This window comes from Leifsonia sp. CL147 (genome assembly GCF_900114565.1).
GTDB lineage: Bacteria > Actinomycetota > Actinomycetes > Actinomycetales > Microbacteriaceae > Leifsonia.
Window position 1 is genome coordinate 22,492 of the sequence record NZ_FOTM01000009.1, and the last position, 21,708, is coordinate 44,199.

The window sequence follows — 21,708 nt, forward strand, 5'->3', positions numbered from 1 at the left end:
CCCGTCCGTCCCCGTCTCCCGTCCCGGCCCCCGGCCTCGAGGTGCTCGTTGTTGCGGGCGACACGCCGTGCCGGGGTGCAACAACGAGCACCTCGGCGATTTGCCCGTCCTCCGCAGCCCTCGCCTGTCCTCCGGGGCCCGTCCCTCCCAGTCCCTGCGCGGCCCGTCCGTCCCCGTCTCCCGTCCCGGCCCCCGGCCTCGAGGTGCTCGTTGTTGCGGGCGACACGCCGTGCCGGGGTGCAACAACGAGCACCTCGGCGATTTGCCCGTCCTCCGCAGCCCTCGCCTGTCCTCCGGGGCCCGTCCCTCCCAGTCCCTGCGCGGCCCGTCCGTCCCCGTCTCCCGTCCCGGCCCCCGGCCTCGAGGTGCTCGTTGTTGCGGGCGACACGCGGTGTCCGGGTGCAACAACGAGCACCTCGGCGATTCGCCCGTCCCTCCGCGGCCCGTCCCTCCCGGTTCCGTCCCCCGTCTCCCGTCGCGGCCCCCGTCCTGGTCTCCGGTCCCGGCCCCAGTCCTCCAGCCTCGAGGTGCTCGTTGTTGCAGGCGACACGCCGTGTCCGGGTGCAACAACGAGCACCTCGGCGAGAGGCGGCAGCCGACGAGGGGGGACGAACGGAACGGGACGGGAGACGGGGACGGGACGAGACGGGACGGGACGAGACGAGACGAGACGGGACGGGACGGGGACGGGACGGGGACGGGACGAGACGGGACGGGACGGGGACGGGGACGGGGCGGCGGGTTACTCCCGGCCGAGGCCGGGGTGGATGCGCGCGAGGGCCGGGGCCGCGGCCACGAACTTCGCGAGGGTGACTGTGTCGAGGTTGGGACCGTACGCGGTCGGGTTGCCGAGGGTCAGCGCGCCGCCGTCCGTGGTGAGCGACAGCGGGATCGTCTTGTCCCAGTAGCTGTTCCACGAGTAGTTGTGGCGGAACGCCGCCCGCGCTGTGGCGCCTCCCGTCTCCGTCACGTCGAGGAAGCGGCTGATCACCTGCGGGTTGTAGTTGATCGCGGCGGACTTGTCCGCGTTGGATGCGCCGAGCACCAGCTGGTACTCGCCGGCGGCGAAGCCGCTGGGCCGGGGGACCGTCAGCGTGTTGGCCGCGCCGTTTCCGAGGTAGCCGACGTCGCGCACGACGCCCTGGGTGTCCGCCGACCCGTTCGAGTTGGCGGGGTCCGTCTGGACGACCGCCGCGCCCGACCGGGGCAGCGCCTCCGCCTCGCTGTGGAACACGAGGGACGGATCCGCGTCGGCCGCCTTCTGCGCCGCACCCCGGAGGGTCGAGACGTCACCGACGAGGATGCTGCCGGTCGCCGCACGCACGCTGAGCTCGTTCACGCCCTGCGGCAGGAACACGCGGACGGTCGCGTCGTACACGCCGGGCCCGGCGGCGGCGGGCAGCGGGATGCTGCGGCCGTTCGCGGTCAGCACGGGCGTGCCTCCGCCGCCGGCGGTGGCGAAGTGCGTCGTCACGTCGTAGTACCCGGTCTCCGCCGTCGCGGCGAAGAACGTCGCGCTGGCGTCGCCCGTGAGGGAGGCGTACCCGCGCGCCACCGGCTGCTGCCAGGAGAGCGTCGCCCCGCCCGCCAGCGTCGCATCCACTGCGGGGTACGTCGCGCGCTCGCCCGAGGTGACGTCGTACAGGTCGAAGCGGTCGAGGGTGATGTCCGCTCCGGGCAGCACCGTGGTGCCGTCCTTACTGGCCCGCAGCGACAGCGCATGCGTGCCGGCGGTCAGGTGGAGGGTGACGTCGGCCGTTCCGCGGTAGCCCCAGTTGAGGTCCGCCGAGTACTTCACCAGCTGGTCGAAGGAGCCGTCGACGAAGAGCGCGTGCTTGCCCGGCGTCGCGTTCGACCCGCTCAGGATCGAGAGCCGGTAGTCGCCGGTGGCCGGCACCGTCACGTTCCAGGTCGCGGAGGAGCCTGCCCGGTTGAACGAGCCGACATCCTTGCCCCCGGAGGCCATGAACGACCACTCGCGTGACGGATCCTGGGTGTAGACGGTCGCGTTCGCGATGGTCGCGTTCTCGGCCTCCGTGCTGTTCACCAGGTCCGTCGCCACGGGCTGCGGGTCGGTGAGCTGCGGGGTGATCTGGAGCTGGTATCCGGCGTAGCGGTCGCTGTTCGGCACGGTCACCGAGACGGCGCCGTTCACGATCTTCGCGGTGGTCGACAGGATCACCGGCGGCTGCAGCGACGCGCCCTCGGCTCCGTTGAGGCGGTCGGCGCGCACCTGCACATCCACCGTCTCGCCGAAGGTGGACACGTCCAGGCCCTTCACGTCGACCGCGACGTCCGAGCTGCCTCCGCCGAACAGCACGGTCGCCTTGCGGGCCTTCGTGTCGATGGCGGCGAGGCCCTGGAGGGTGTCCGGCACGTTCAGCTGCGGGGGAGTGACCTCCGCCGTCGTCGAACCCGCGAGGCTGCCGTACCAGTTGAACATCCACCAGCCGCCGTTGGCGCCGTTGTTGCGGGAGGAGTTGTCGGAGAGGTTGCCGGCGTAGTTCCAGTACGCGGTCTGCGCGTCGACCTTCTCGCTCTCGAACATGGAGATCCACTGCACCAGCTGGCCGGGCACGCCCATGTCGCGCAGCATCCCGAACTCCGTGATGTTGACGGGGATGGGCGCGATGCCGAGTCGCTGAAGCAGGGCGGTGTACGCATCGTGGTGGCCGCGGAAGGTGGCCAGGTTGTTCGTGCCGAGCTCGTGCCAGATGAAGACGTCGGGCAGCTCGGAGTGCGCCTTCGCGTAGCTCAGGAAGTCGGCGCTCCGGTCGGCGTGCCAGGTGGAGTCACCGGGGCCGCCGATGCGCGCGTGGCCGAGTCCGTGTTCGGCGTACACGCTCTGGATGACCTGGTACGCCGCCGACCAGTCCGTCAGGAACTGGTCCTTCTGCGTCGACCAGTTGGGGTACCAGTTGCCGCCGTCCGGTTCGTTGAACGGGATGAACACGTACTTCTCGGGATGCTTCGACGTCGTCGCGACCGCTTCGACCGCCTGCTTCAGGATGGGCAGGTAGTCCCAGACGCCGTCGCCGTTCGCGTCGCCCGGGCGCTTGCCGCCGTTGTACGGCCAGTCCGGGTACATGTCCTGCACGTAGACGTAGAGGTCCTGGCCGCCTGCCGCGAAGAACGACGACTCGACCTGGAGCGCATCGCCGTTGGGGTGCTGTGCTCCCTGCGGCGGCTTCTGCGAGGTGTTCGTCAGGTGCGCTCCGTCGAGGACGGCCTGGCTCGGCACTCCGTCGTCGCCGAGGCCGTAGAGCGTTCCGGTCGAACCTCCGCGGAACGTGCCGGTCGTGTGCGAGAAGTCGACACCGAGGTGGTCGACGCCTGCTGCGGAAGCGGGGAGGGTGAGGCCGCCGGCCGCGAGGGCGACGCCGGCGGCGAGAGCGATGGAGGGCGGGAGGATGCTGCGCAGACGATGCCTGCGAGATGTGCCGTTCAAGCGGGTACTCCTTCGTACGGATCGGTTGGACGGTTCCGGTCAGCGTCGGGTCCCGACCGGCGAATCGCCGGCCCGGGCACATCCTGAAACCGCTATCATGATAGCGATACCGTGCCTGAGCGCAATAGGGCGAACGGCTCAGTACTGGTCTATCTGATACCGCTACCAGTTGTCACTTGCATTTCGTTCTGATAGCGCTATCATAAGTCGACGCGGTCAGCCGGCCGCACCGTCCGTACGAGTCCGCAATGATGAGGAGACCGATGACCGACCGCCTGAGCTGGGGCACCGGGACGCTGACTGTCGAGTTCGAGTGGTCGGCCGATTCGGCACCCCGTATCGCCGCGGTCGAGAGCGCCGGGCTCCGGCTGGAGATGCCGGCTGGGCTGCCGCTGGTCGATGTCCTCACCGTGCGGCACGGACACTCCCTCGCGAGCGACCGTCTGGTGCACACCGCGATCGGCCACGACCTCCGCTATGCGGGCCACGAGGAGACGACGAGTGCCCGCGGGAGCGAGCTGCGCATCCACCTCGCCCATGCCGCGAGCGGCCTGAGCGTCGAACTGCGCCTGGAGCTCCCGGACGGACTCGCCGTCCTGCGCTCGACGGTCACGGTCGCCAACGGCGGCGAAGAGGCCGTGGTGCTCCGCAGCATCCCGACGCTCGCCCTGTACCTGGGCGGGAACGGCCGCAGCGACATCCGCGAGTGGGAGGTGTACCACGCCCTGAGCGACTGGCTCGGCGAGGGCCGGTGGATGCACGAGCCGCTGGGCGGCGTCCGCTTCCCCCGCCTCGAGCAGCACCTGACCAACCACAACCCGCGCGGCGAGTTCAGCGTCATCTCCTCCGGCACCTGGTCCACCGGCAAGCACCTGCCGATCGCGGCCGTCCGGTCGCCACGGCTCGGCGCCGCCTGGGCCTGGCAGATCGAGCACAACGGCGCCTGGCGCTGGGAGATCGGGGAGGACACGGCCAGCGGCTACCTCGCCCTCTCGGGCCCCACCGACACCGACCACCAGTGGAGCGAGGAGCTCCGGCCGGGCGACACCTTCACGACCGTCCCGGCCGCCATCGCGCTGGCCGCCGACGTGACCTCCGCGATCGGTCAGCTGACCCGGTACCGGCGGGCCGCGCGCCGTCCGCATCCCGACAACGTCGCCATGCCCGTCGTGTTCAACGACTACATGAACACGCTCAACGGCGATCCCACGACCGAGAAGCTGCTGCCCTTGATCGACGCGGCAGCGTCCGTGGGCGCCGAGGTGTTCTGCATCGACGCCGGCTGGTACGACGACAGCGGCGACTGGTGGGACACGGTCGGCGAGTGGATGCCGAGCACGACCCGCTTCCCGGGCGGCCTGGCGCAGGTGATCGACCGCATCCGCGACGCCGGGATGGTGCCGGGGCTCTGGCTGGAGCCCGAGGTCATCGGGGTGAAGAGCCCGATGGCGGCGCAGCTGCCCGACGAGGCGTTCCTGCAGCGTGCGGGCGAGCGGGTCGTCGAGCACCACCGCTTCCACCTCGATCTGCGCCACCCCGCGGCGCGCGAGCACCTCGACGGTGTGGTCGACCGGCTGGTCGCCGAGTTCGGCATCGGCTTCTTCAAGCTGGACTACAACATCAACCCCGGGCCCGGGACCGACCGCGACGCCGACAGCGTGGGCGCCGGCCTGCTCGCCCACAACCGGGCGCACCTGGAGTGGCTGGACGGCCTCCTCGACCGGCACCCGGGCCTCGTCATCGAGAACTGCGCCTCGGGCGCCATGCGCTCCGACTTCGGGATGCTGTCCCGGCTGCAGCTGCAGTCCACCTCCGATCAGCAGGACTTCCTCAAGTACCCGCCGATCGCCGCCAGCGCGCCGGCCGCGATGCTCCCCGAGCAGGCCGCGAGCTGGGCGTACCCCCAGCCCGAGATGACCATCGAGGAGGTCGCGTTCTGCCTGGCGACCGGGCTGCTCGGCCGCTACTACGTCTCCGGGCACCTGGCCCGGATGGACGCCGAACGTCTCGCCCTGGTGTCCGAGGCCGTGGAGGCCGCCAAGGCTCTGCGCGGCGAGCTCGCCGCATCCACTCCCTTCTGGCCGCTCGGCGTCCCCACCTGGGACGGCGCCTGGACCGCCCTCGGCCTGAGGACGGAACGACCGGGGACGGACGGCGGCGCTCTCGTCACCGTCTGGAACCGCGACCCCGCAGTACCCGAGACCGTGCTGTCCCTCCCGGCGTTCGCCGGGCGGGAGCTCGCGGTCACGCCCGTCTTCCCGCGAACCCTTCCCAAGTGGCAGACCCACTGGGACGCGGGGACTGGAGAACTCCGCATCGTCGCCCGCACAGGCGTCATCGGCGCGCGAGTCCTCCGCCTGGAGGCCGCGACGAAGGTCGCGTCCGCATCGCATTCCGCAACACGAACCCAGTAGCGCTACGGTCGCTACGTCACACAAGGAGAGCAGTTCGATGAAGATCGCTTGGAAAGGCGCCGCGACCATCGCGGCCATCGCGGCGGCCGCCGCCCTCGCCCTCACAGGATGCAGTGACCCCGGCTCCGGAGGCGGAAGCGCCGGCAGCGCATCCTGGCCGGCGCAGAACACGAAGCTCGACGGGGTGAACCTCACCATCTGGGCCGCCCAGAACTCGAATAAGACGGCCGACAGCGTCATCTCCGGTTTCGAGAAGCTGACGGGCGCGAAGGTCAAGGTCGTCACCATCCCTGACCCGTACGAGCAGGGCGTCCAGACCAAGGTCGCGACGGGCGACAAGCCGGACCTCGCCTTCTGGCAGCCCACCGCGTCCGAGCTCACCGCTCTGAACGCCACCCAGAACCTCCAATCGCTGGATGGCGCGCCCTGGGTCAAGAACTACACCGGCAACCTGGCCGATATGACCGGGAAGCTGGGCGACACCCGGTACGCAGCGCTCGTCACGACGCCGGCCGTCATCGGCGTGTACTACAACAAGGAAGTCTTCGCGGCGAACGGCATCACCACGACGCCGAAGAACTGGGACGAGTTCATCCAGCTCGCCCAGCAGCTGAAGGCCAAGGGCGTCGACCCGTTCTACGAGATGGGCGGCGACAAGTGGGCCACCCAGTGGTGGGTGCAGGCGCAGCTCGCCGATGCCGCCAAGGACGGCCTGTGGGACAAGGTGAACAAGAACCAGGAGAAGTTCACCGACCCGACCATCCAGGGCGCCATCGACAACTACCAGAAGCTGATCCAGCAGGGACTGTTCAACTCGGACATCAAGACGGCTACCTTCGTCGATCAGGGCACAGCGCTCCTCGGCGGCAAGGCGGCCATGGCCATGCAGGTGAACTCCTTCTTCGGTGAACTGCAGGCCACCTCGAACACCGCTGACCTGGACAAGAAGATCGGCTTCTTCCCGATCTCGCCCACGGGCAACGTCGGCACCTACATCCCCGACCAGTCCAACGCTCTGGTCGCCTTCAAGTCCGGCGACAGCAAGCGCGAGGCGGCCGCGCGCCAGTTCCTCTCCTACTGGCTGGGCGACGGGTACAAGGACTTCGTCAAGGCGCAGTCGACGGTCTCGCTGATCAAGGGCGTCGACACGCCGTCCGATGTGCCGCAGGCGCTCAAGGATGTCGCCGCGTCCCTCGACAGCTCGGTCGGCTCCATGCAGGCCCTCGCTGTCGCGAACCCGGACCTGTACCTCAACCTCGCCGACATGATCCAGGGCACCAAGACCCCGGTCCAGGTGGCGCAGACGACGCAGGACCAGTTCGCTCAGCTGGCGAAGGCACAAGGAGTCAAGGGCTTCTAGCCGGGATGCCGGGGCGGCTCCGAGAGCCGCCCCGGCGCACCCGTAGCGACCCCCGGAAAGGCAGCACCCCGTGACCGCACAACTCGCCCCGCCGGCCCCCACTGCCGCAGCGCAGGCGCGCAGGCGACCGCCGCGCTCCGGCGGGCGCCGACGTCAGGATCACCCCGCCTGGTTCCTCGTGCCGGCGCTCGTCGTCCTCGTCATCTTCTTCTTCGTCCCGACGGTCTTCAACTTCGTCTATGCCTTCACGAACTGGTCGAGCTTCCACAGCGACATCGGCTTCGTCGGCTTCGACAACTTCGCAGCGCTCTTCACCAACGGCAGCCTGCTGAACGACCTGCGGATCACACTGGTGTACGCGGTGCTGGTGGCCATCTTCCAGAACCTGTTCGGGCTCATCCTCGCTCTCGTGCTGGAGCGGGACACCGCCGTCAACCGCTTCGCCCGGGTCGCATTCTTCGTGCCGGTCGTGATGTCGGCGCTCGCCGTCGGCTATATCTTCCAGGCGATGCTGAAGCCGGCGGGCGCGCTGAACCAGATCCTCGGCTTCCTCACCGGCCAGCACGTGACGATCGCCTGGCTCGGCAGCACGACGTGGACCATCGTCGTCGTCGCCCTCATCCACGCCTGGAAGTGGATGGGCCTCTCGATGCTGATCTACCTCGCGGGCCTGAAGACCATCAACGAGGACATCCTCGAAGCGGCCCGGCTCGACGGCTCGGGATGGTGGACCACCTTCCGCAGCATCCGCTTCCCGCTCCTTGCGCCCGCCGTGACGTTCAACGTGGCCACTGCGCTGCTGGGGTCGATGAACGGGTTCGACATCGTGCAGGCGACCACGGCCGGGGGACCGGGCGGGACGACGGAACTGCTCAACATCTTCATCTTCCGGACGTTCGGGCAGGGCCTGTTCGCCCAGGCGACGACGATGAGCCTCTCCCTCTTCCTCATGGTGACGGTCCTCGCCTTCCCCGTGATCTATTTCCTGCGCAGAAGGGAGAACGTGCTGTGAGCGCGCTCGCCTCCACCTCCACCCCGGCGCGTCGCCGCCGGTCCCTGCGGCCGGCGCGGCTGATCCAGCCGGCCGTCGCGATCCTGCTCGTGGTGCTGCTGCTCGGCATCCCGTTCTGGCTGGTCGTCGTGACCGCCGGGAAGGACCAGGCCGAGGCCCTGAACCCGAGCCTCGCCCTGCCGACCAGCTGGCAGCTCCTCCAGAACTTCGGCACCGTGCTCGACCAGGGCCGGATGATTCCCGCCTTCCTCGGCAGCCTGCTGATCATGGTCCCGTCGGTGTTCGGCGTGCTCCTGCTCGGTGCCATGGCGTCCTGGATCCTCGGGCGCCGCCGGAGCAAGCCGATCGCATTCGTCTACGCGCTCGGCATCAGCGGGATCGTCCTGCCGCCGGCCGTGGTCACGATCGTGCTGCTGCTGAGGCAGCTCGGGCTGGCCGGCACCGCGATCGGGATGATCGGCGTCTACATGGGCATGTACATGTCGACGGTGATCTTCTTCGTGACCGGATTCGTCCGCACGATCCCGGTCGAGCTGGAGGAGGCGGCCCGGGTCGACGGCGCAGGCCCGGTGAAGGTGTTCTTCCGGATCATCCTGCCGCTGCTCGCGCCCACACTCGCGACGGCCACCATCCTGATCTGCCTCTACATCTGGAACGACGTGTTCTACGCGCTGTTCGTGATCGGCGGCCGGCTGGACACGCTGCCGCTGAACCTCTACCAGGTCGCGAGCTCCGGGCTGTACCTGCAGAACTGGCACCTGATCTTCGCCTACATCATCCTGATGAGCCTGCCGCTGCTCATCACCTTCACGGTGATGCAGCGGCGGATCATCGCCGGCGTCACCAGCGGAGCGGTGAAGTGATCGGTGGGGCGGGTGCGGCTGCCGGTTCGGCTGCGACGGGCGCGTCGCTATGCTGAGGGCGATGCCGAACAATGCCCCGAAACCGCCCGTGATCAGCGACGTCGCACGCCGCGCGGGCGTCTCGGTGCCGACGGTGTCGCGCGTCCTCAACGGCGCCGCCTACGTCTCCGACGAGAAGCGGACCCGGGTGATGCAGGCCATCCAGGAGCTCGACTTCCGGCCGTCGGCGGCAGCGCGCGCGCTGGTCGCCCGGCAGCCCAAGCTGATCGCGGTGATCGCCGGGAACACGTCCCGCTACGGCTACGCGGAGACCATCCGCGGGGTGGAGGAGCGGGCACGCGCAGCCGGCTACACGGTCAGCATCACGGTGGTGGAGTCGGCCGACGACGACATCGTCGAGGGAACCGTCTCCCTCGTGCTCGACCAGCCGATCGCCGGCGTCGTCGTGCTCAAGTTCGACCCGCCCGGCGTGGCGGCGCTCCACCGCATCCCGAAGTCGATCCCGACCGTGTCGATCTCGGGCGTGCGTGAGAGCGGTGTGCCGCAGGCCGTCCTCGCGGAGGCGGAGGCGGCGGAAGAGGTCACCGCCTACCTGCTCGAACTCGGCCACGCGACGGTGCATCACGTCCGTGTCCCTCCGTCGCGCAAAGAGGATGGGCGGACCACGGGCTGGAAGCGCGCGCTCACCAAGCACGGCGCGCCGGTCCCCGCGCCGGTCGACGCGACCTGGGAGCCGGAATCCGGCCGCGAGATCGGCCGCGCGCTCGCCGACGACCCCACCGTCACCGCGGTGTTCTGCGGGAACGACGAGATCGCGATGGGTGTCATCCGCGGGCTCGTCGAAAAGGGAAAACGGGTGCCGGACGACGTCAGCGTGGTCGGCTTCGACGACCATCCCCTCGCCCGGATGTGGAGCCCGCCACTCACCACGGTGGACCAGGACTTCGTCGGCCTGGGGTCGCGCGCCTACGACCTGCTCGAGGCCGTGATGGCCGGAGGGAAGGTGCGCAGGTTCTCCTCCGAGCGACCGACGGTCATCATCCGCGAGAGCACGGCGCCGCCTCCCGCGTGAGCCTTCGCTGTGCGGGAGGGGTGCCGTTGCCGGAGGCCGGGCGCTAACCTCCCCTCAAGGGAGGTGCACTATGTCGTTCCACGACTTGCATTTCGGACCCGAGCCGCTGCTTCTGCCGAACGCCTGGGATGTCGGCTCGGCCCTCGCCTTCGCCGCGGCGGGCTTTCCAGCGGTCGGCACGACCAGCTTCGGCGTGAACGCCTCGGCCGGGCGCCCGGACGCCGAGAGCGCCAGCAGGGAGGCCACCCTCGCGCTGATCGGCCGGATCTCGGCCCTGCCCGTGTACATCACCGCCGACATCGAGGACGGGTACAGTGACGACCCCTCCGAGGTCGCCGACCTCGTCGCCGGGCTCGGCGCGGCGGGGGTCAACCTCGAGGACTCCGCCGGCGGCCGGCTCGTCGACCCGTCGATTCCGGCGGCGAAGATCGCCGCGATCAAGCGGGCGGCCCCGGAGGTGTTCGTCAATGCGCGTGTCGATTCCTACTGGTTCCACGAGGACGACACGGTCGAGGCGGTCCGCGACCGGGCGAAGGTCTACGCGGATGCCGGCGCCGACGGGATCTTCGTCCCGGGCGCAGCAGATCCTGCGACGCTGGAGCAGCTGGCGTCCAGCATCCCGCTTCCGCTCAACGTCCTCGTCGTGCCGGGACTGACCCTCGCCGACCTGCAGCAGCTCGGCGTCCGGCGGGTGAGCACCGGCTCGCTCCCGTACCGCGTGGCGATCGACGCAGCGGTGGGCGTGGCCACTGCGGTCCGGGACGGCCGTGAACCGCCGACCGCGACCTCCTACGCCCTGTTCCAGCAGCAGCTCCTCGACTTCAGCCGGTGAGACGTGCGAGGGCGGCGTCGCCCGCCGGGGCGGCGCCTGGGCCGCCACGCATCGCCCGAGGGTATTAGTGGGAGCGTGGATACTTCGACGAATCAGGAAGGCTGGGCCAACTGGGCGGGAGACCCGGGCGAGCTCATGTACGGGCTCGACCTCTCCCGTTTCGCGGACGGCGACGGGGACGGCTTCGGCGACTTCGCCGGGGCCATGCGGCACCTCGATCACGTCGCCTCGCTCGGTGTGACGTGGATCTGGCTGCTGCCGTTCTATCCGAGCGCCCGGCGGGACAACGGGTACGACGTCGACGACCACCTCGCCATCGACCCGCGCTTCGGAGACGTGGACGGGCTGCGCGCCCTCCTCGGCCGGGCGCACGAGCTCGGGATGCGCGTCCTGATCGACGCCGTCCTGCACCACACCTCCGATCGGCATGAGTGGTTCCTGGCCGCGCGGGAGGACTCGCGCGGGCAGGCGGGCCGGTTCTTCGTGTGGAGCGACGACGACTCGATCGAGCCGGGCGACCATCCCATGTTCCCCGGCGAGGACGACAGCGTGTGGCAGTACGACGAGCGAGCGGGCCGCTATTACCACCACCAGTTCTATGCGTTCCAGCCCGACCTCAACGCGACCGATCCGGATGTCTTCGAGGAGATCGTGCGCGTGCTCACCTTCTGGCTGGAGGTCGGTGTCGACGGCTTCCGCATCGACGCAGCGCTGCTCCTGGTGCAGGGGAAGGGCCGGCCGGACACGGATGTGGAGGACGGCGAGTTCTTCGACCGCCTGCGGGCACGGCTCCGCCAGGTGCGGCACGACGTCGCGCTCATCGCCGAGGCGGACGAGTCGCCGGAGCTGATGGCATCCCTGGTCGAGCGGGGCCGCTTCGAAGCGGTCATCGACTTCACGCTCAACAACGCGGTGATCCTCGCGCTCACCCGCAGTGACGCCCGGCCGATCGTGGATGCGCTGCGCCGGCTCGACGACACCATCCCGCCGGATTCCCGGCTCAACTTCCTCCACAACGCGGACGAGATCGACCTGCAACAGCTGAGCGACGACGAGCGGCGGGAGGCGTTCGACGAGTTCGCGCCGGAGCCGGACATGCTGATCTACGGCCGCGGCATCCGCCGGGCCTGGGCGCCCATGATGCAGCCGGACCAGCGTCTCCGCATGACGATGAGCCTGCTCTACGCCCTGCCCGGCGTGCCGCTGCTCCTGGCCGGCCAGGAGCTGGGCCAAGGCGACGATCTCAGCGTCGAGGGGCGCGGTGCGGCGCGCACGACGATGCAGTGGGACGACTCCCGGTGGGGCGGCTTCACGACGGCCGGCTCATCCCCTCGAACGCTGCCCGCGCAGACCGACGGACCATACGGCTACCGGACGGTGAACGTGCAGGCGCAGGAGCGCGACCCCGGGTCGTTGCTCGCGCTGGTCCGCACGATCGGCCGCCTCCGCCACGAGCGCAACGCCGACGCCAACGGCTGGAAGGCGCTCGACGTCGGCCGGCCGTCGGTCCTCGCGCTGCGCCGCGACGGACTGATCACCCTCCACAACCTCTCGGACGAGACCGTCGAGCTCGACCCGGTCGACGGGTCGGAGATCCTGCTCGCCGAGGGATGGGACGGCCGCACCCTCGGGCCGTACGGCTTCGCGTGGCTGTCCGCCGGGAGTGGTGCACATTCGTGACGAATCGTCGCTTGGGGCGTGCGTAGGTGCACATTCGTGACGAATCGTCGCTTGGGCCGCGTCTAGCGGCACATTCGTGACGAATCGTCGCTTGGGTCGCGTCTTGCCGCACATTCGTGACGAATCGCCGCTTGGGTCGCGTCTAGCCGCACATTCGTGACGAATCGTCGCTTAGGTCACGTCAAGCCGCACATTCGTGACGAATCGTCGCTCCGGTCGCGTCTAGGTGCACATTCGTGACGAATCGTCGCTTGGGTCAGATGGCGCGAATGGTCCAGGAGGCGGTGGCCGCGGCCCCGGGCTCGAGCACGATGAGGTCCGTTCCCGAGTTGTAGGCATCCGGAGGACACGTCATCGGCTCGACGGCGAGGCCGAGCCGGTTGAGCTCCGGCAGGGCCTGATCGGCCGTGTGGATCTGCACCCAGGGGCAGTCGGAACCCCACACCATCTCGACGCCGGTGCCCTGCGGCGCCGTCAGTCGCACCGTCGTTCCGCCATCGGCCGTGCGGGTGAGCCCCGTGAACGCGTGGTCGATGAAGGTGTCACCGATGACGCGCGGGGTGCGGTAGTCCCAGGCGCCGCCGTTCGCGGTCGTCACCTCGGCCAGCCCGGTGGGGATGAGGCGGTCCTCTGTCACCGCGAGCACCTGCTCCGCGGGAAGCGTCAGGGTCCAATCGTCCACGCGGCCGTCGCCGGCGACCAGGTACGGATGCGGGCCGGTGCCCCACGGCGCCCGGGTACGGCCGGTATTGGTGCCGGTGACGCTGGTGTGGAGGCCGTCCTCATCCAGGGAGAAGGCGACGGTCACCTCGACGCGGTGGGGATAGCCGTCCTGCGCCTCGATGGTCGCCGCGAAGGTGACGCTGTCGGCGGCGCGGTCGACGGCCACGAAGTCGAGCCAGGCGGCGAGACCGTGGAGGGCGTGCCCCCTTCCGGGCTCCGTGAGCGGGAGCTGCTGCTCGACTCCATCGAAGGTGTACTGCCCGTCGACCACCCGGTTCGGCCAGGGCGCGAGGGTGGCTCCGCGGAAGGCGGGCCGCACCTCGTCGGCGCCGAACGGGACGACGAGGTCCCGCCCGTCGAACTGAAGCGTCCGCAGTGTCGCGCCCACGGACGCGATCGTCGCATGGTAATCGCCCGCGGTGAGACCGAAGTGGGTTCCGGAGATGGGTATGCTCATCCGCCCATTCTCGCGCACCCCCGTCCCTCCCCCCACCATCGAGTACACGAAGACTGCACGTTTTCGAGCGTCTGAGCGTGCAGTCTTCGTGTACTCGATGGTGGGGCGGGTGGGGCGGTGGGGCGGGGTCAGGCGGTGGCGCGGAGGGCGGCGTAGAGGTCGGCCCGGGCGGCGAACGTCGACAGGTCGCGGCCGAGCAGGCGTTCGGCGTCGGCCACGCGGGCGCGGAGGGTGTGCCGGTGGACGCCCAGCCGGCGGGCGGCGACGTCGTAGACGCCGTCCGCATCCAGCCACGTCCGCAGCACCGCGGGCAGCGACGGGTCGGCGGCGACCAGGGGATGGAGGGTGGTCTGGGCGACGGCGCGCGCGTCCGGTGTGTGCAGGAGCGCCAGCATCCCGGCCGCGGCGACATCGTCGAAGACGGCTACCGGGTCGTCGGCCGACGCGCGGTTGCGGGCGGTCTGCGCCTGCCCGAGGGCGGCGGGCAGAGCCTCCAGACCGGTGGGCGCCGAGAGTCCGCCGCGGAGGTCGAAGCGCGCGGCGAGGGCCGCGGCCGCCGCGTCGTCGCCGAGCACCACGAGGTCGGCACCGTCGCGCGCGAAGAACGCGTCGGAGTGCGACTCGAGCCAGTCGAGTCCCGCCGCGACCGCTGCGCCGGAGAGGACGGCGAGCCGCAGGGGAGCGGGCGGAAGCGATCCGAGGACCGGCTCGGCGATGGAGGCGGCGACTCCGGTGTTCCCGGAGAGGAGCGCGCGCCACACCGCGGTGCGCAGCCGTTCCCGGGCAGCGTCCGCCGCGCGGGACTGCTCGAGGGCGAGGCCGGCCAGAGCGACCACGCCGGTGACCACCTGCTGGGCCGCCGCGTCCAGCCCCTCCGAGCCGACGGCGAGCACCCCACGGAGGCGCCCGGCGGCGCCGAGGGTCTGCAGGGCGAACGGTCCGGCATCCGTACCGACCGTGCCCGCCGCCCGGCGGCCGCTCCGCAGCAGCGGGTCGGCGGCCTCCATCAGCGCCTGGCGCGCCCGCGCACCCAGAGCACCCGCCGGGTGGCAGCGCCCGACCGTGCCGTCGGCGCCCACGAGAGCCACGGGCCGCTCGATCTGGCGCGACAGCTCGGAGAGCACGGCGCCGAGGGCGTCGGGGCGCAGCGCGGCCAGCGAGATCGCGCGCGAGGCCCGCAGTGCCCAGGTGCTGCGGGCGTAGGCGTCGGCCGCCACCCGGTCGGCGACGAAGCGGACGACCGCGATGAACGGGGTCCGGTACGGCACCTCGAACAGCGGCAGCCGGTGCCGCGTGCACGCCTCCACCAGGGAGGCGGGCGTCCCGGCGCGGACGACCTCGGTCCCGAACCCGAGCCCGGCGATGCCGTGGTCGGCGAGGCGCCGCACATACGCCTCCGCATCCTCCGGCGGCTGCGTCACGAGGAGCAGCTGACCGGGCGACAGGAAGGGCGTCGGATCCGGGAGGTCGGAGCTGTGCGCCCAGGCGAGGGGGGCATCCAGCGCCCCGGAGTCCGGGGGAGTGAGCAGGCGCAGGCCCAGCTCGCCGCGGGCGAGAAGCTGGGTGAGGGTCGCGGGCATGAGGCTCCATCTGCCAGGGTGTCGATCCCCGACGCTGCGATTGTACGATGCGTCCAGCCCTTCGAGAGCGCCGTCTTCTTACGATTCGGGACATGACCATCCTCGACACCGCACAGGAGACCGCCGGCGCCGCGCGCCCCGGCACGCCCGAGGGCGCACACGTCGGCGGACCCTCGCTCCCGCAGGAGCGCCGGCTCGTCACCGCCATCCCCGGCCCGGAGTCGCGCAAGCGAGCCGAGCGCAAGGCCCAGGCCGTCGCGGCCGGCGTCGGCACCACCATCCCCGTCTTCACGGTGGCGGCGGGCGGCGGCGTGCTGGTGGATGTGGATGGCAACTCCCTGATCGACTTCGGCTCCGGCATCGCGGTTACCGGCGTCGGGAACTCCGCCCCGCGCGTGGTGGAGGCCGTGACCGCGCAGGTCGCCGCCTTCACGCACACCTGCTTCACGGTCGCGCCGTACGACTCCTACGTCGACGTGGCCGAGGCGCTCAACCGGCTCACCCCCGGCGACTTCGCCAAGCGCAGCGCCCTGTTCAACTCCGGCGCCGAGGCGGTCGAGAACGCCGTGAAGATCGCCCGCCACTACACCGGCAAGCAGGCGGTCGTCGCGTTCGACCACGCGTACCACGGCCGCACCAACCTCACGATGGGGCTGACGGCCAAGAACCAGCCGTACAAGAACGGCTTCGGCCCGTTCGCGCCGGAGATCTACCGCGCGCCGCTCAGCTACCCACTGCGCGACGGCGGGCTGTCCGGCGCGGAGGCGGCCGCGCGCGCGATCACCATGATCGAGAAGCAGGTCGGCGCGGACAACCTCGCCGCCCTCATCATCGAGCCGATCCAGGGCGAGGGCGGGTTCATCGTCCCGGCGGACGGCTTCCTGCCCGCGCTGCAGGACTGGGCGAGGGCCAACGGCGTCGTCTTCATCGCCGACGAGGTGCAGACCGGCTTCGCCCGCACCGGCACCATGTTCGCCTCGGAGCAGTTCGGCATCGTGCCGGACCTCATCGTCACGGCCAAGGGGATCGCCGGCGGACTGCCGCTGTCGGCGGTCACCGGGCGCGCCGAGATCATGGACGCCCCGCAGGTCGGCGGCCTCGGCGGCACGTACGGCGGGAACCCGCTCGCGTGCGTCGCCGCGCTCGCCGCCATCGAGACGTACGAGCAGGAGGACCTCGCCGCACGTGCCCGCCGGATCGGCGACATCCTGTTCGAGAAGCTCGGTGCGCTCCGGGATGCGGACCCGCGCGTCGCGGAGGTGCGCGGCCGCGGCGCCATGGTCGCGATCGAGCTGGTCGACCCGGTCACCGGGAACCCGGACGCCGCGCTCACCGCCCGGGTCGCCGCCGCCGCCCACGCTGCCGGCGTCGTGCTCCTCACCTGCGGCACGTACGGGAACGTGATCCGCTTCCTGCCGCCGCTGAGCATCCCCGACCACCTCCTCATCGAGGGACTGGACGTCGTCACGGAGGCGGTGGCAGGCGCATGACCATCGTCGAGAACCCGAGCGGAGCGGCCCCCGGCGCCATCTCTGCTGCCTCGTCGGCCCGCGAGGCCGACCTGCTCGCCCGTATCCCGGACGGGCTGTTCATCGGCGGGCGCTGGGAGCCGGGGACCCGCGACCCGATCGAGGTGCAGGACCCCGCCACCGGCCGCGTCCTCAGGCGGATCGCGAACGCGACGCCGGAGGACGGGATGCGGGCCCTCGACGCCGCGGTCGCGGCGGCCGACGAGTGGGCCGGCACCGCGCCCCGCGTCCGTGCGGAGATCCTGCGTCGCGCCTTCGACCTGCTCCAGGAGCGCCGCGAGGACTTCGCGCTGCTGATGACGCTCGAGATGGGCAAGCCGCTCGCCGAGGCGAACGGCGAGGTCACGTACGGCGGCGAGTTCCTGCGGTGGTTCTCGGAGGAGGCGGTCCGCATCTCCGGCCGTTTCGGCCAGAACCCGGAGGGGACCGGCGCGATGGTCGTCTCGCAGCGTCCGGTCGGGCCCTGCTTCCTGATCACCCCGTGGAACTTCCCGCTCGCGATGGCGACCCGCAAGATCGCGCCGGCGCTCGCCGCCGGCTGCACGGTCGTCGTCAAGCCGGCCGAACTGACGCCGTTGACGACGCTGTTCTTCGCTCAGCTGCTCGCCGACGCCGGCGTCCCCGCCGGCGTTGTCAACGTCATCCCGACCAGCACGGCCCGGACCGTCTCCGAGCCGATCATCGCCGACCCACGCCTGCGCAAGCTGTCGTTCACGGGCTCCACACCGGTCGGCCGGTCGCTGCTGGCGCAGGCCGGCCAGAACGTGCTCCGCACCTCCATGGAGCTCGGCGGCAATGCGCCCTTCGTCGTGTTCGACGACGCCGATCTCGACGCGGCCGTGAACGGCGCCATGCTGGCCAAGTTCCGCAACATCGGGCAGGCGTGCACCGCCGCCAACCGGTTCATCGTGCACGAGTCGGTCGCGGACGAGTTCGCCCGTCGCATCACGGAGAAGGTGGAGGCGCTCGTGATGGGGCGCGGCACCGAGGAGGGCGTCACCATCGGGCCCCTCATCGACGACCGCGCTATCGCCTCGATGTCTGCTCTGCTCCGGGATGCGGTGTCCCGCGGCGCCCGCATCCTGACCGGGGGCAGCGCGCCGGACGGCGAGGGGAACTTCTTCGAGCCGACCGTGCTCGTGGATGTGCAGCCCGGCAGCGACATCCTGGCCGAGGAGATCTTCGGACCGATCCTGGCGATCACCACGTTCTCCACCGAGGAGGAGGCCATCGCGGCCGCGAATACGACCGAATACGGCCTCGTCGGCTACGTCTTCACCCAGGACCTCACGCGCGGCCAGCGGATGATCGACCGCATCGACACCGGCATGATGGGCCTCAACACCGGGCTCGTCTCGAACGCGGCGGCCCCGTTCGGCGGCGTGAAGCAGTCGGGCCTCGGGCGTGAGGGCGGACTCGAGGGCATCCACGAGTACCTGAGCACGAAGTACACGCTGATTCCGGCCTGACCGGGGATGCGCGGCCTGACCGGGATGACCGGGATGACCGGGATGCGGCGGGAGCGCGCCGCTGCCCGTCAGCGGGAGCGTTCCTCCTGCTGTCCGGTCGTGCCCCCTTGGCGCGAAGCGTTCAGTTCCTGCTTCACATCGTGCTCGATGAGCACGGGCACGAAGTCCCGCACGGGAGCGCCGTCGAACTCTACGCGGTGCTTCTCGACCAGCTCGTCGATGCGTTCCCGCGGGACGTCGGGGTAGCGGCCTGCGAGCCGCTCGGCTGCGTGCTCGACGGCGATGTCCTCGTCGTCGGCGTTCTGGCGGTCGTCGGTCCTCATGGCGGGATTATGCACCTCGGTGGTTAACGTCCGAAAGGCTGTCTGGCAGTGTGGTGGCCATGGATCAGACCAGCGAAAGCAGCGAAAGCGGCGACACCATCGAGGTGGTCGTCGTCCGCGTGTTCACCAACGAGAGCGGTCGCAACGGCAACGAGCTCGGCATCGTGCGCAGCACACCGGCGACGAGCGCGCGGGAGCAGGAGATCGCGACCGCGCTCGGCTTCAGCGAGACCGTGTTCCTGGATGCGGTGCATCAGGCCGAGCGTGCCGCGCGCATCCGCATCTTCACCCCGGCGAAAGAGCTGCCGTTCGCCGGCCATCCCAGTGTCGGGACGGCCTGGTGGCTGGCCGACCGCCGCACCCCCGTGGATGTGCTGCACGAGGCGGCCGGCGACGTCGAGGTGGCGGTCGACGACGACACCGCATGGATCACGGCGCGGCCCGAATGGACGCCCTCGTTCGACTGGCTGCCACTGGCCTCGCCGGCCGACGTCGAGGCGCTGGATCCGTTCGCCTTCCCGACGGGCCAGCACTACGCGTACGCGTGGATCGACGAGGGCGCCGGGCGCCTCCGCGCGCGCATGTTCGCCCCCGAGATGGGCATCGTTGAGGACGAGGCGACGGGAGCCGCCGCCATCGGCCTGACGGCCCGGCTGGAACGGCCGCTGCGCATCCTGCAGGGCGAGGGGTCCGAGCTGGTGACGGAACTGCTCGCCGACGGCCGCATCCGCGTCGGTGGCACGACGGTCTACGATCGCACGATCGAGGCGACCCTCTAGCCGACTGGCCGGCTGGCCGGCCGCCCGCCCGACCGGCCGGCCGGCCGGCCGACGTGCGCCCGCCACTGTCCTCGGCGGAAACGGAGGAGGGTGGCGGGCGACACGCCGTGGGAAGCGGGAAAGGGAGGCGTCCGTAGGGGATTGAGCCGCGGACACCTCCCTTTCCGTCGGCGCTTCGCGTCAGCGCCGGGAGGAACTGCTAGTCGGCGACGCCGACGTACTCGGCGGCCTCGTCGGGTGTCTCGGTGCCCGACTCGAGCCGGTCGCGGAGTGCCCGGCCGAGCGACGCATCCACGTTCGTCCAGTACTGGACGGCGCGTTCGCGGATGTCCTCGCGGGTCACGCCGCCCACCGCGCCCGCGATGGTCTCGAGGAAGCGGGCCTTGGCCGCGTCGTCGTAGACCTCCCGGTAGAGCGTTCCGGCCTGGCCGAAGTCGTCGTCCTCGGCGTGGAGGGTGGCGGCCGAACGAACGAGCTCGCCGTCCGACTCCCAGGAGCCCTCGCCAGCGCGCTCCGGCTGAGCAGCCGGTCCGCCGAACGAGTTGGGCGCGTACACCGGCGCATCGGCCGGCTTGAAGCCGTGACGCCCCGCGCCGTCCTGCGAGTAGTTGTGGACCGGAGCGACCGGACGGTTGACCGGGAGCTCGTTGTAGTTGGTGCCGACGCGGTAGCGCTGGGCGTCGGGGTAGGAGAAGACACGAGCCATCAGCATCTTGTCCGGGCTGATGTCGATACCCGGGACGGTGTTGGCCGGCGAGAACGCCGCCTGCTCGATCTCGGCGAAGAAGTTCTGCGGATTGTCGGTGAGGGTGTGGATCCCGACCTCGATCAGCGGATAGTCGCTGTGCGGCCACACCTTGGTGAGGTCGAACGGGTTGAAGCGGTACGTCTTGGCGTCCTCATACGGCATGACCTGGACGGACACCCGCCAGGCCGGGAGGTCGCCCGCCTCGATCGCCTCGTACAGGTCGCGGCGATAGTAGTCCGCGTCGGCGCCGGCGAGCTGCTGCGCCTCGACGCCGCCGATCTCCTCGTTGCCCTGCAGCGAGTGGAAGTGGTACTTGACCCAGAAGCGCTCCCCGGCCGCGTTGATCCACTGGTAGGTGTGCGATCCGTAGCCGGGCATGGTGCGCCAGGAACGGGGGAGGCCGCGGTCGCCCATGAGGTAGGTCACCTGGTGCGCGGACTCGGGGGACAGCGTCCAGAAGTCCCACTGCATGTCCGCGTCACGGAGCCCGGAACCGGGAAGTCGCTTCTGCGAGTGGATGAAGTCCGGGAACTTGATGCCGTCGCGGATGAAGAAGACCGGCGTGTTGTTCCCGACGATGTCGTAGTTGCCCTCGGTCGTGTAGAACTTCACCGAGAACCCGCGCACATCGCGCCAGGTGTCCGGGGAGCCCTGCTCGCCGGCCACGGAGGAGAACCGCTGGAGTGTCCGGGTGGTCGCGCCCGGCTGGAACACCGCAGCCTTCGTGTACGCGCTCACGTCACCGGTGACGACGAACTCGCCGAACGCCCCGCCGCCCTTCGCGTGGACGATGCGCTCGGGGATCCGTTCGCGGTTGAACTGGGCGAGCTTCTCGACGAGGTAGCGGTCGTGCAGTGCGGTGACGCCGTCGCGGCCGGCGGTGAGCGAGTGCGCGTCGCTGGCGACCGGGCTCCCGGTCTGGGTGGTCGTGTAGTCGTCCGTCATCGTTCTCCTTCATCGTGGTGAGCGCGCTCGGAGCGCGCCTGGCAGGACGGGCACAGACCCCAGAAGGTGACTTCCGCGGTGCTGATCGCGAATCCGCCGGCATCCGAGGGATCCAGGCAGGGCGCGTGACCCACGACGCAGTCGACGTCGCCGACGGCGCCGCACGCGGTGCAGACCACGTGGTGATGGTTGTCGCCCACGCGCCGCTCGTAGCGAGCGGGTGAGCCGGCCGGCTCGATCCGCCGCAACAACCCCGCCGCCGTGAGGTCGCCGAGAACGTTGTGCACGTTCTGGATCGACGTTCCCGGCAGCATCGGAAACAGAGATCGGAAGACCGTCTCCGCGTCCGAGTGCGGGTGGTGGGTCAGCACCTCGAGCACGCCCAGCCGGCCTCGCGTCGCCTTGAGGCCGGCCTCGCGCAATTCGCTCTCGAGGCGTGCCGCGTCCATGGGTCGACCCTAGCCGATCCTATTT

General features: G+C 70.5%; 16 protein-coding genes. 10 read left to right on the plus strand and 6 right to left on the minus strand.

The annotated features are described in order from the left end of the window. Positions 1 to 742: 742 nt before the first annotated feature. Entirely contained in the window at positions 743 to 3,448 is a 2,706-nt protein-coding gene (locus tag BM287_RS09455; protein ID WP_090038898.1) for a CBM35 domain-containing protein, read from the minus strand. A 263-nt stretch (positions 3,449 to 3,711) separates the two neighbouring features. Between BM287_RS09455 and BM287_RS09460 the strand changes: the two genes are divergently transcribed. The 7 genes from BM287_RS09460 to BM287_RS09490 all read left to right on the plus strand — a co-directional run bounded on the left by BM287_RS09460 (position 3,712) and on the right by BM287_RS09490 (position 12,681). Further along, positions 3,712 to 5,862 carry a glycoside hydrolase family 36 protein gene (locus BM287_RS09460; protein WP_090038896.1) on the plus strand — a complete coding sequence of 717 codons (2,151 nt, stop codon included), beginning with the start codon at positions 3,712 to 3,714 and terminating at the stop codon, positions 5,860 to 5,862. 37 nt (positions 5,863 to 5,899) lie between these two features. Continuing rightward, positions 5,900 to 7,222 (plus strand): ABC transporter substrate-binding protein, encoded by a 1,323-nt coding sequence (locus tag BM287_RS09465; RefSeq protein ID WP_090038895.1) that lies wholly within the window; start codon positions 5,900 to 5,902, stop codon positions 7,220 to 7,222. A 70-nt stretch (positions 7,223 to 7,292) separates the two neighbouring features. Next, positions 7,293 to 8,234: a carbohydrate ABC transporter permease gene (locus BM287_RS09470; RefSeq protein WP_244528109.1), complete on the plus strand. Its 942-nt coding sequence runs from the start codon at positions 7,293 to 7,295 to the stop codon at positions 8,232 to 8,234. Continuing rightward, on the plus strand, positions 8,231 to 9,097 hold the full coding sequence (locus BM287_RS09475; protein WP_090038891.1) for a carbohydrate ABC transporter permease: 867 nt from the start codon (positions 8,231 to 8,233) through the stop codon (positions 9,095 to 9,097). Before BM287_RS09470 ends, BM287_RS09475 begins: the two co-directional genes overlap by 4 nt. 61 nt (positions 9,098 to 9,158) lie before the next feature. Then, positions 9,159 to 10,169 (plus strand): LacI family DNA-binding transcriptional regulator, encoded by a 1,011-nt coding sequence (locus BM287_RS09480; RefSeq protein WP_090038890.1) that lies wholly within the window; start codon positions 9,159 to 9,161, stop codon positions 10,167 to 10,169. A 70-nt stretch (positions 10,170 to 10,239) separates the two neighbouring features. Further along, positions 10,240 to 11,001 (plus strand): isocitrate lyase/PEP mutase family protein, encoded by a 762-nt coding sequence (locus tag BM287_RS09485; RefSeq protein ID WP_090038888.1) that lies wholly within the window; start codon positions 10,240 to 10,242, stop codon positions 10,999 to 11,001. 75 nt (positions 11,002 to 11,076) lie between these two features. Continuing rightward, positions 11,077 to 12,681 (plus strand): alpha-amylase family glycosyl hydrolase, encoded by a 1,605-nt coding sequence (locus BM287_RS09490; RefSeq protein WP_244528111.1) that lies wholly within the window; start codon positions 11,077 to 11,079, stop codon positions 12,679 to 12,681. A gap of 256 nt (positions 12,682 to 12,937) precedes the next feature. Here BM287_RS09490 and BM287_RS09495 read toward each other — a convergent pair whose 3' ends face one another. Together BM287_RS09495 and BM287_RS09500 are read right to left on the minus strand one after the other, a co-directional pair. Beyond that, positions 12,938 to 13,861 (minus strand): aldose 1-epimerase family protein, encoded by a 924-nt coding sequence (locus BM287_RS09495; protein WP_090038884.1) that lies wholly within the window; start codon positions 13,859 to 13,861, stop codon positions 12,938 to 12,940. Between the two features lie 128 nt (positions 13,862 to 13,989). Further along, a complete protein-coding gene (locus BM287_RS09500) occupies positions 13,990 to 15,441 on the minus strand; it encodes a PucR family transcriptional regulator (RefSeq protein WP_090038882.1) in 1,452 nt (483 codons plus the stop codon). Between the two features lie 92 nt (positions 15,442 to 15,533). Here BM287_RS09500 and gabT point away from each other — a divergent pair, with 92 nt between their 5' ends. Both gabT and BM287_RS09510 read left to right on the plus strand, forming a co-directional pair. After that, a complete protein-coding gene (gene gabT, locus BM287_RS09505) occupies positions 15,534 to 16,931 on the plus strand; it encodes a 4-aminobutyrate--2-oxoglutarate transaminase (protein ID WP_170857496.1) in 1,398 nt (465 codons plus the stop codon). Continuing rightward, positions 16,928 to 18,439, plus strand: a complete 1,512-nt coding sequence (locus BM287_RS09510) for an NAD-dependent succinate-semialdehyde dehydrogenase (RefSeq protein WP_090038880.1) — start codon at positions 16,928 to 16,930, stop codon at positions 18,437 to 18,439. Before gabT ends, BM287_RS09510 begins: the two co-directional genes overlap by 4 nt. A gap of 68 nt (positions 18,440 to 18,507) precedes the next feature. Here BM287_RS09510 and BM287_RS09515 read toward each other — a convergent pair whose 3' ends face one another. After that, positions 18,508 to 18,762, minus strand: coding sequence for a three-helix bundle dimerization domain-containing protein (locus BM287_RS09515; RefSeq protein ID WP_090038878.1), 255 nt, complete (start codon positions 18,760 to 18,762; stop codon positions 18,508 to 18,510). A 59-nt stretch (positions 18,763 to 18,821) separates the two neighbouring features. Here BM287_RS09515 and BM287_RS09520 point away from each other — a divergent pair, with 59 nt between their 5' ends. After that, positions 18,822 to 19,541 (plus strand): PhzF family phenazine biosynthesis protein, encoded by a 720-nt coding sequence (locus tag BM287_RS09520; RefSeq protein WP_090038876.1) that lies wholly within the window; start codon positions 18,822 to 18,824, stop codon positions 19,539 to 19,541. A 199-nt stretch (positions 19,542 to 19,740) separates the two neighbouring features. Here BM287_RS09520 and BM287_RS09525 read toward each other — a convergent pair whose 3' ends face one another. Together BM287_RS09525 and BM287_RS09530 are read right to left on the minus strand one after the other, a co-directional pair. Next, positions 19,741 to 21,234, minus strand: coding sequence for a catalase (locus tag BM287_RS09525; RefSeq protein WP_090038874.1), 1,494 nt, complete (start codon positions 21,232 to 21,234; stop codon positions 19,741 to 19,743). Next, positions 21,231 to 21,683 (minus strand): Fur family transcriptional regulator, encoded by a 453-nt coding sequence (locus BM287_RS09530; RefSeq protein ID WP_090038871.1) that lies wholly within the window; start codon positions 21,681 to 21,683, stop codon positions 21,231 to 21,233. The genes BM287_RS09525 and BM287_RS09530 overlap by 4 nt, the downstream gene beginning before the upstream one ends. Positions 21,684 to 21,708: the final 25 nt, after the last annotated feature.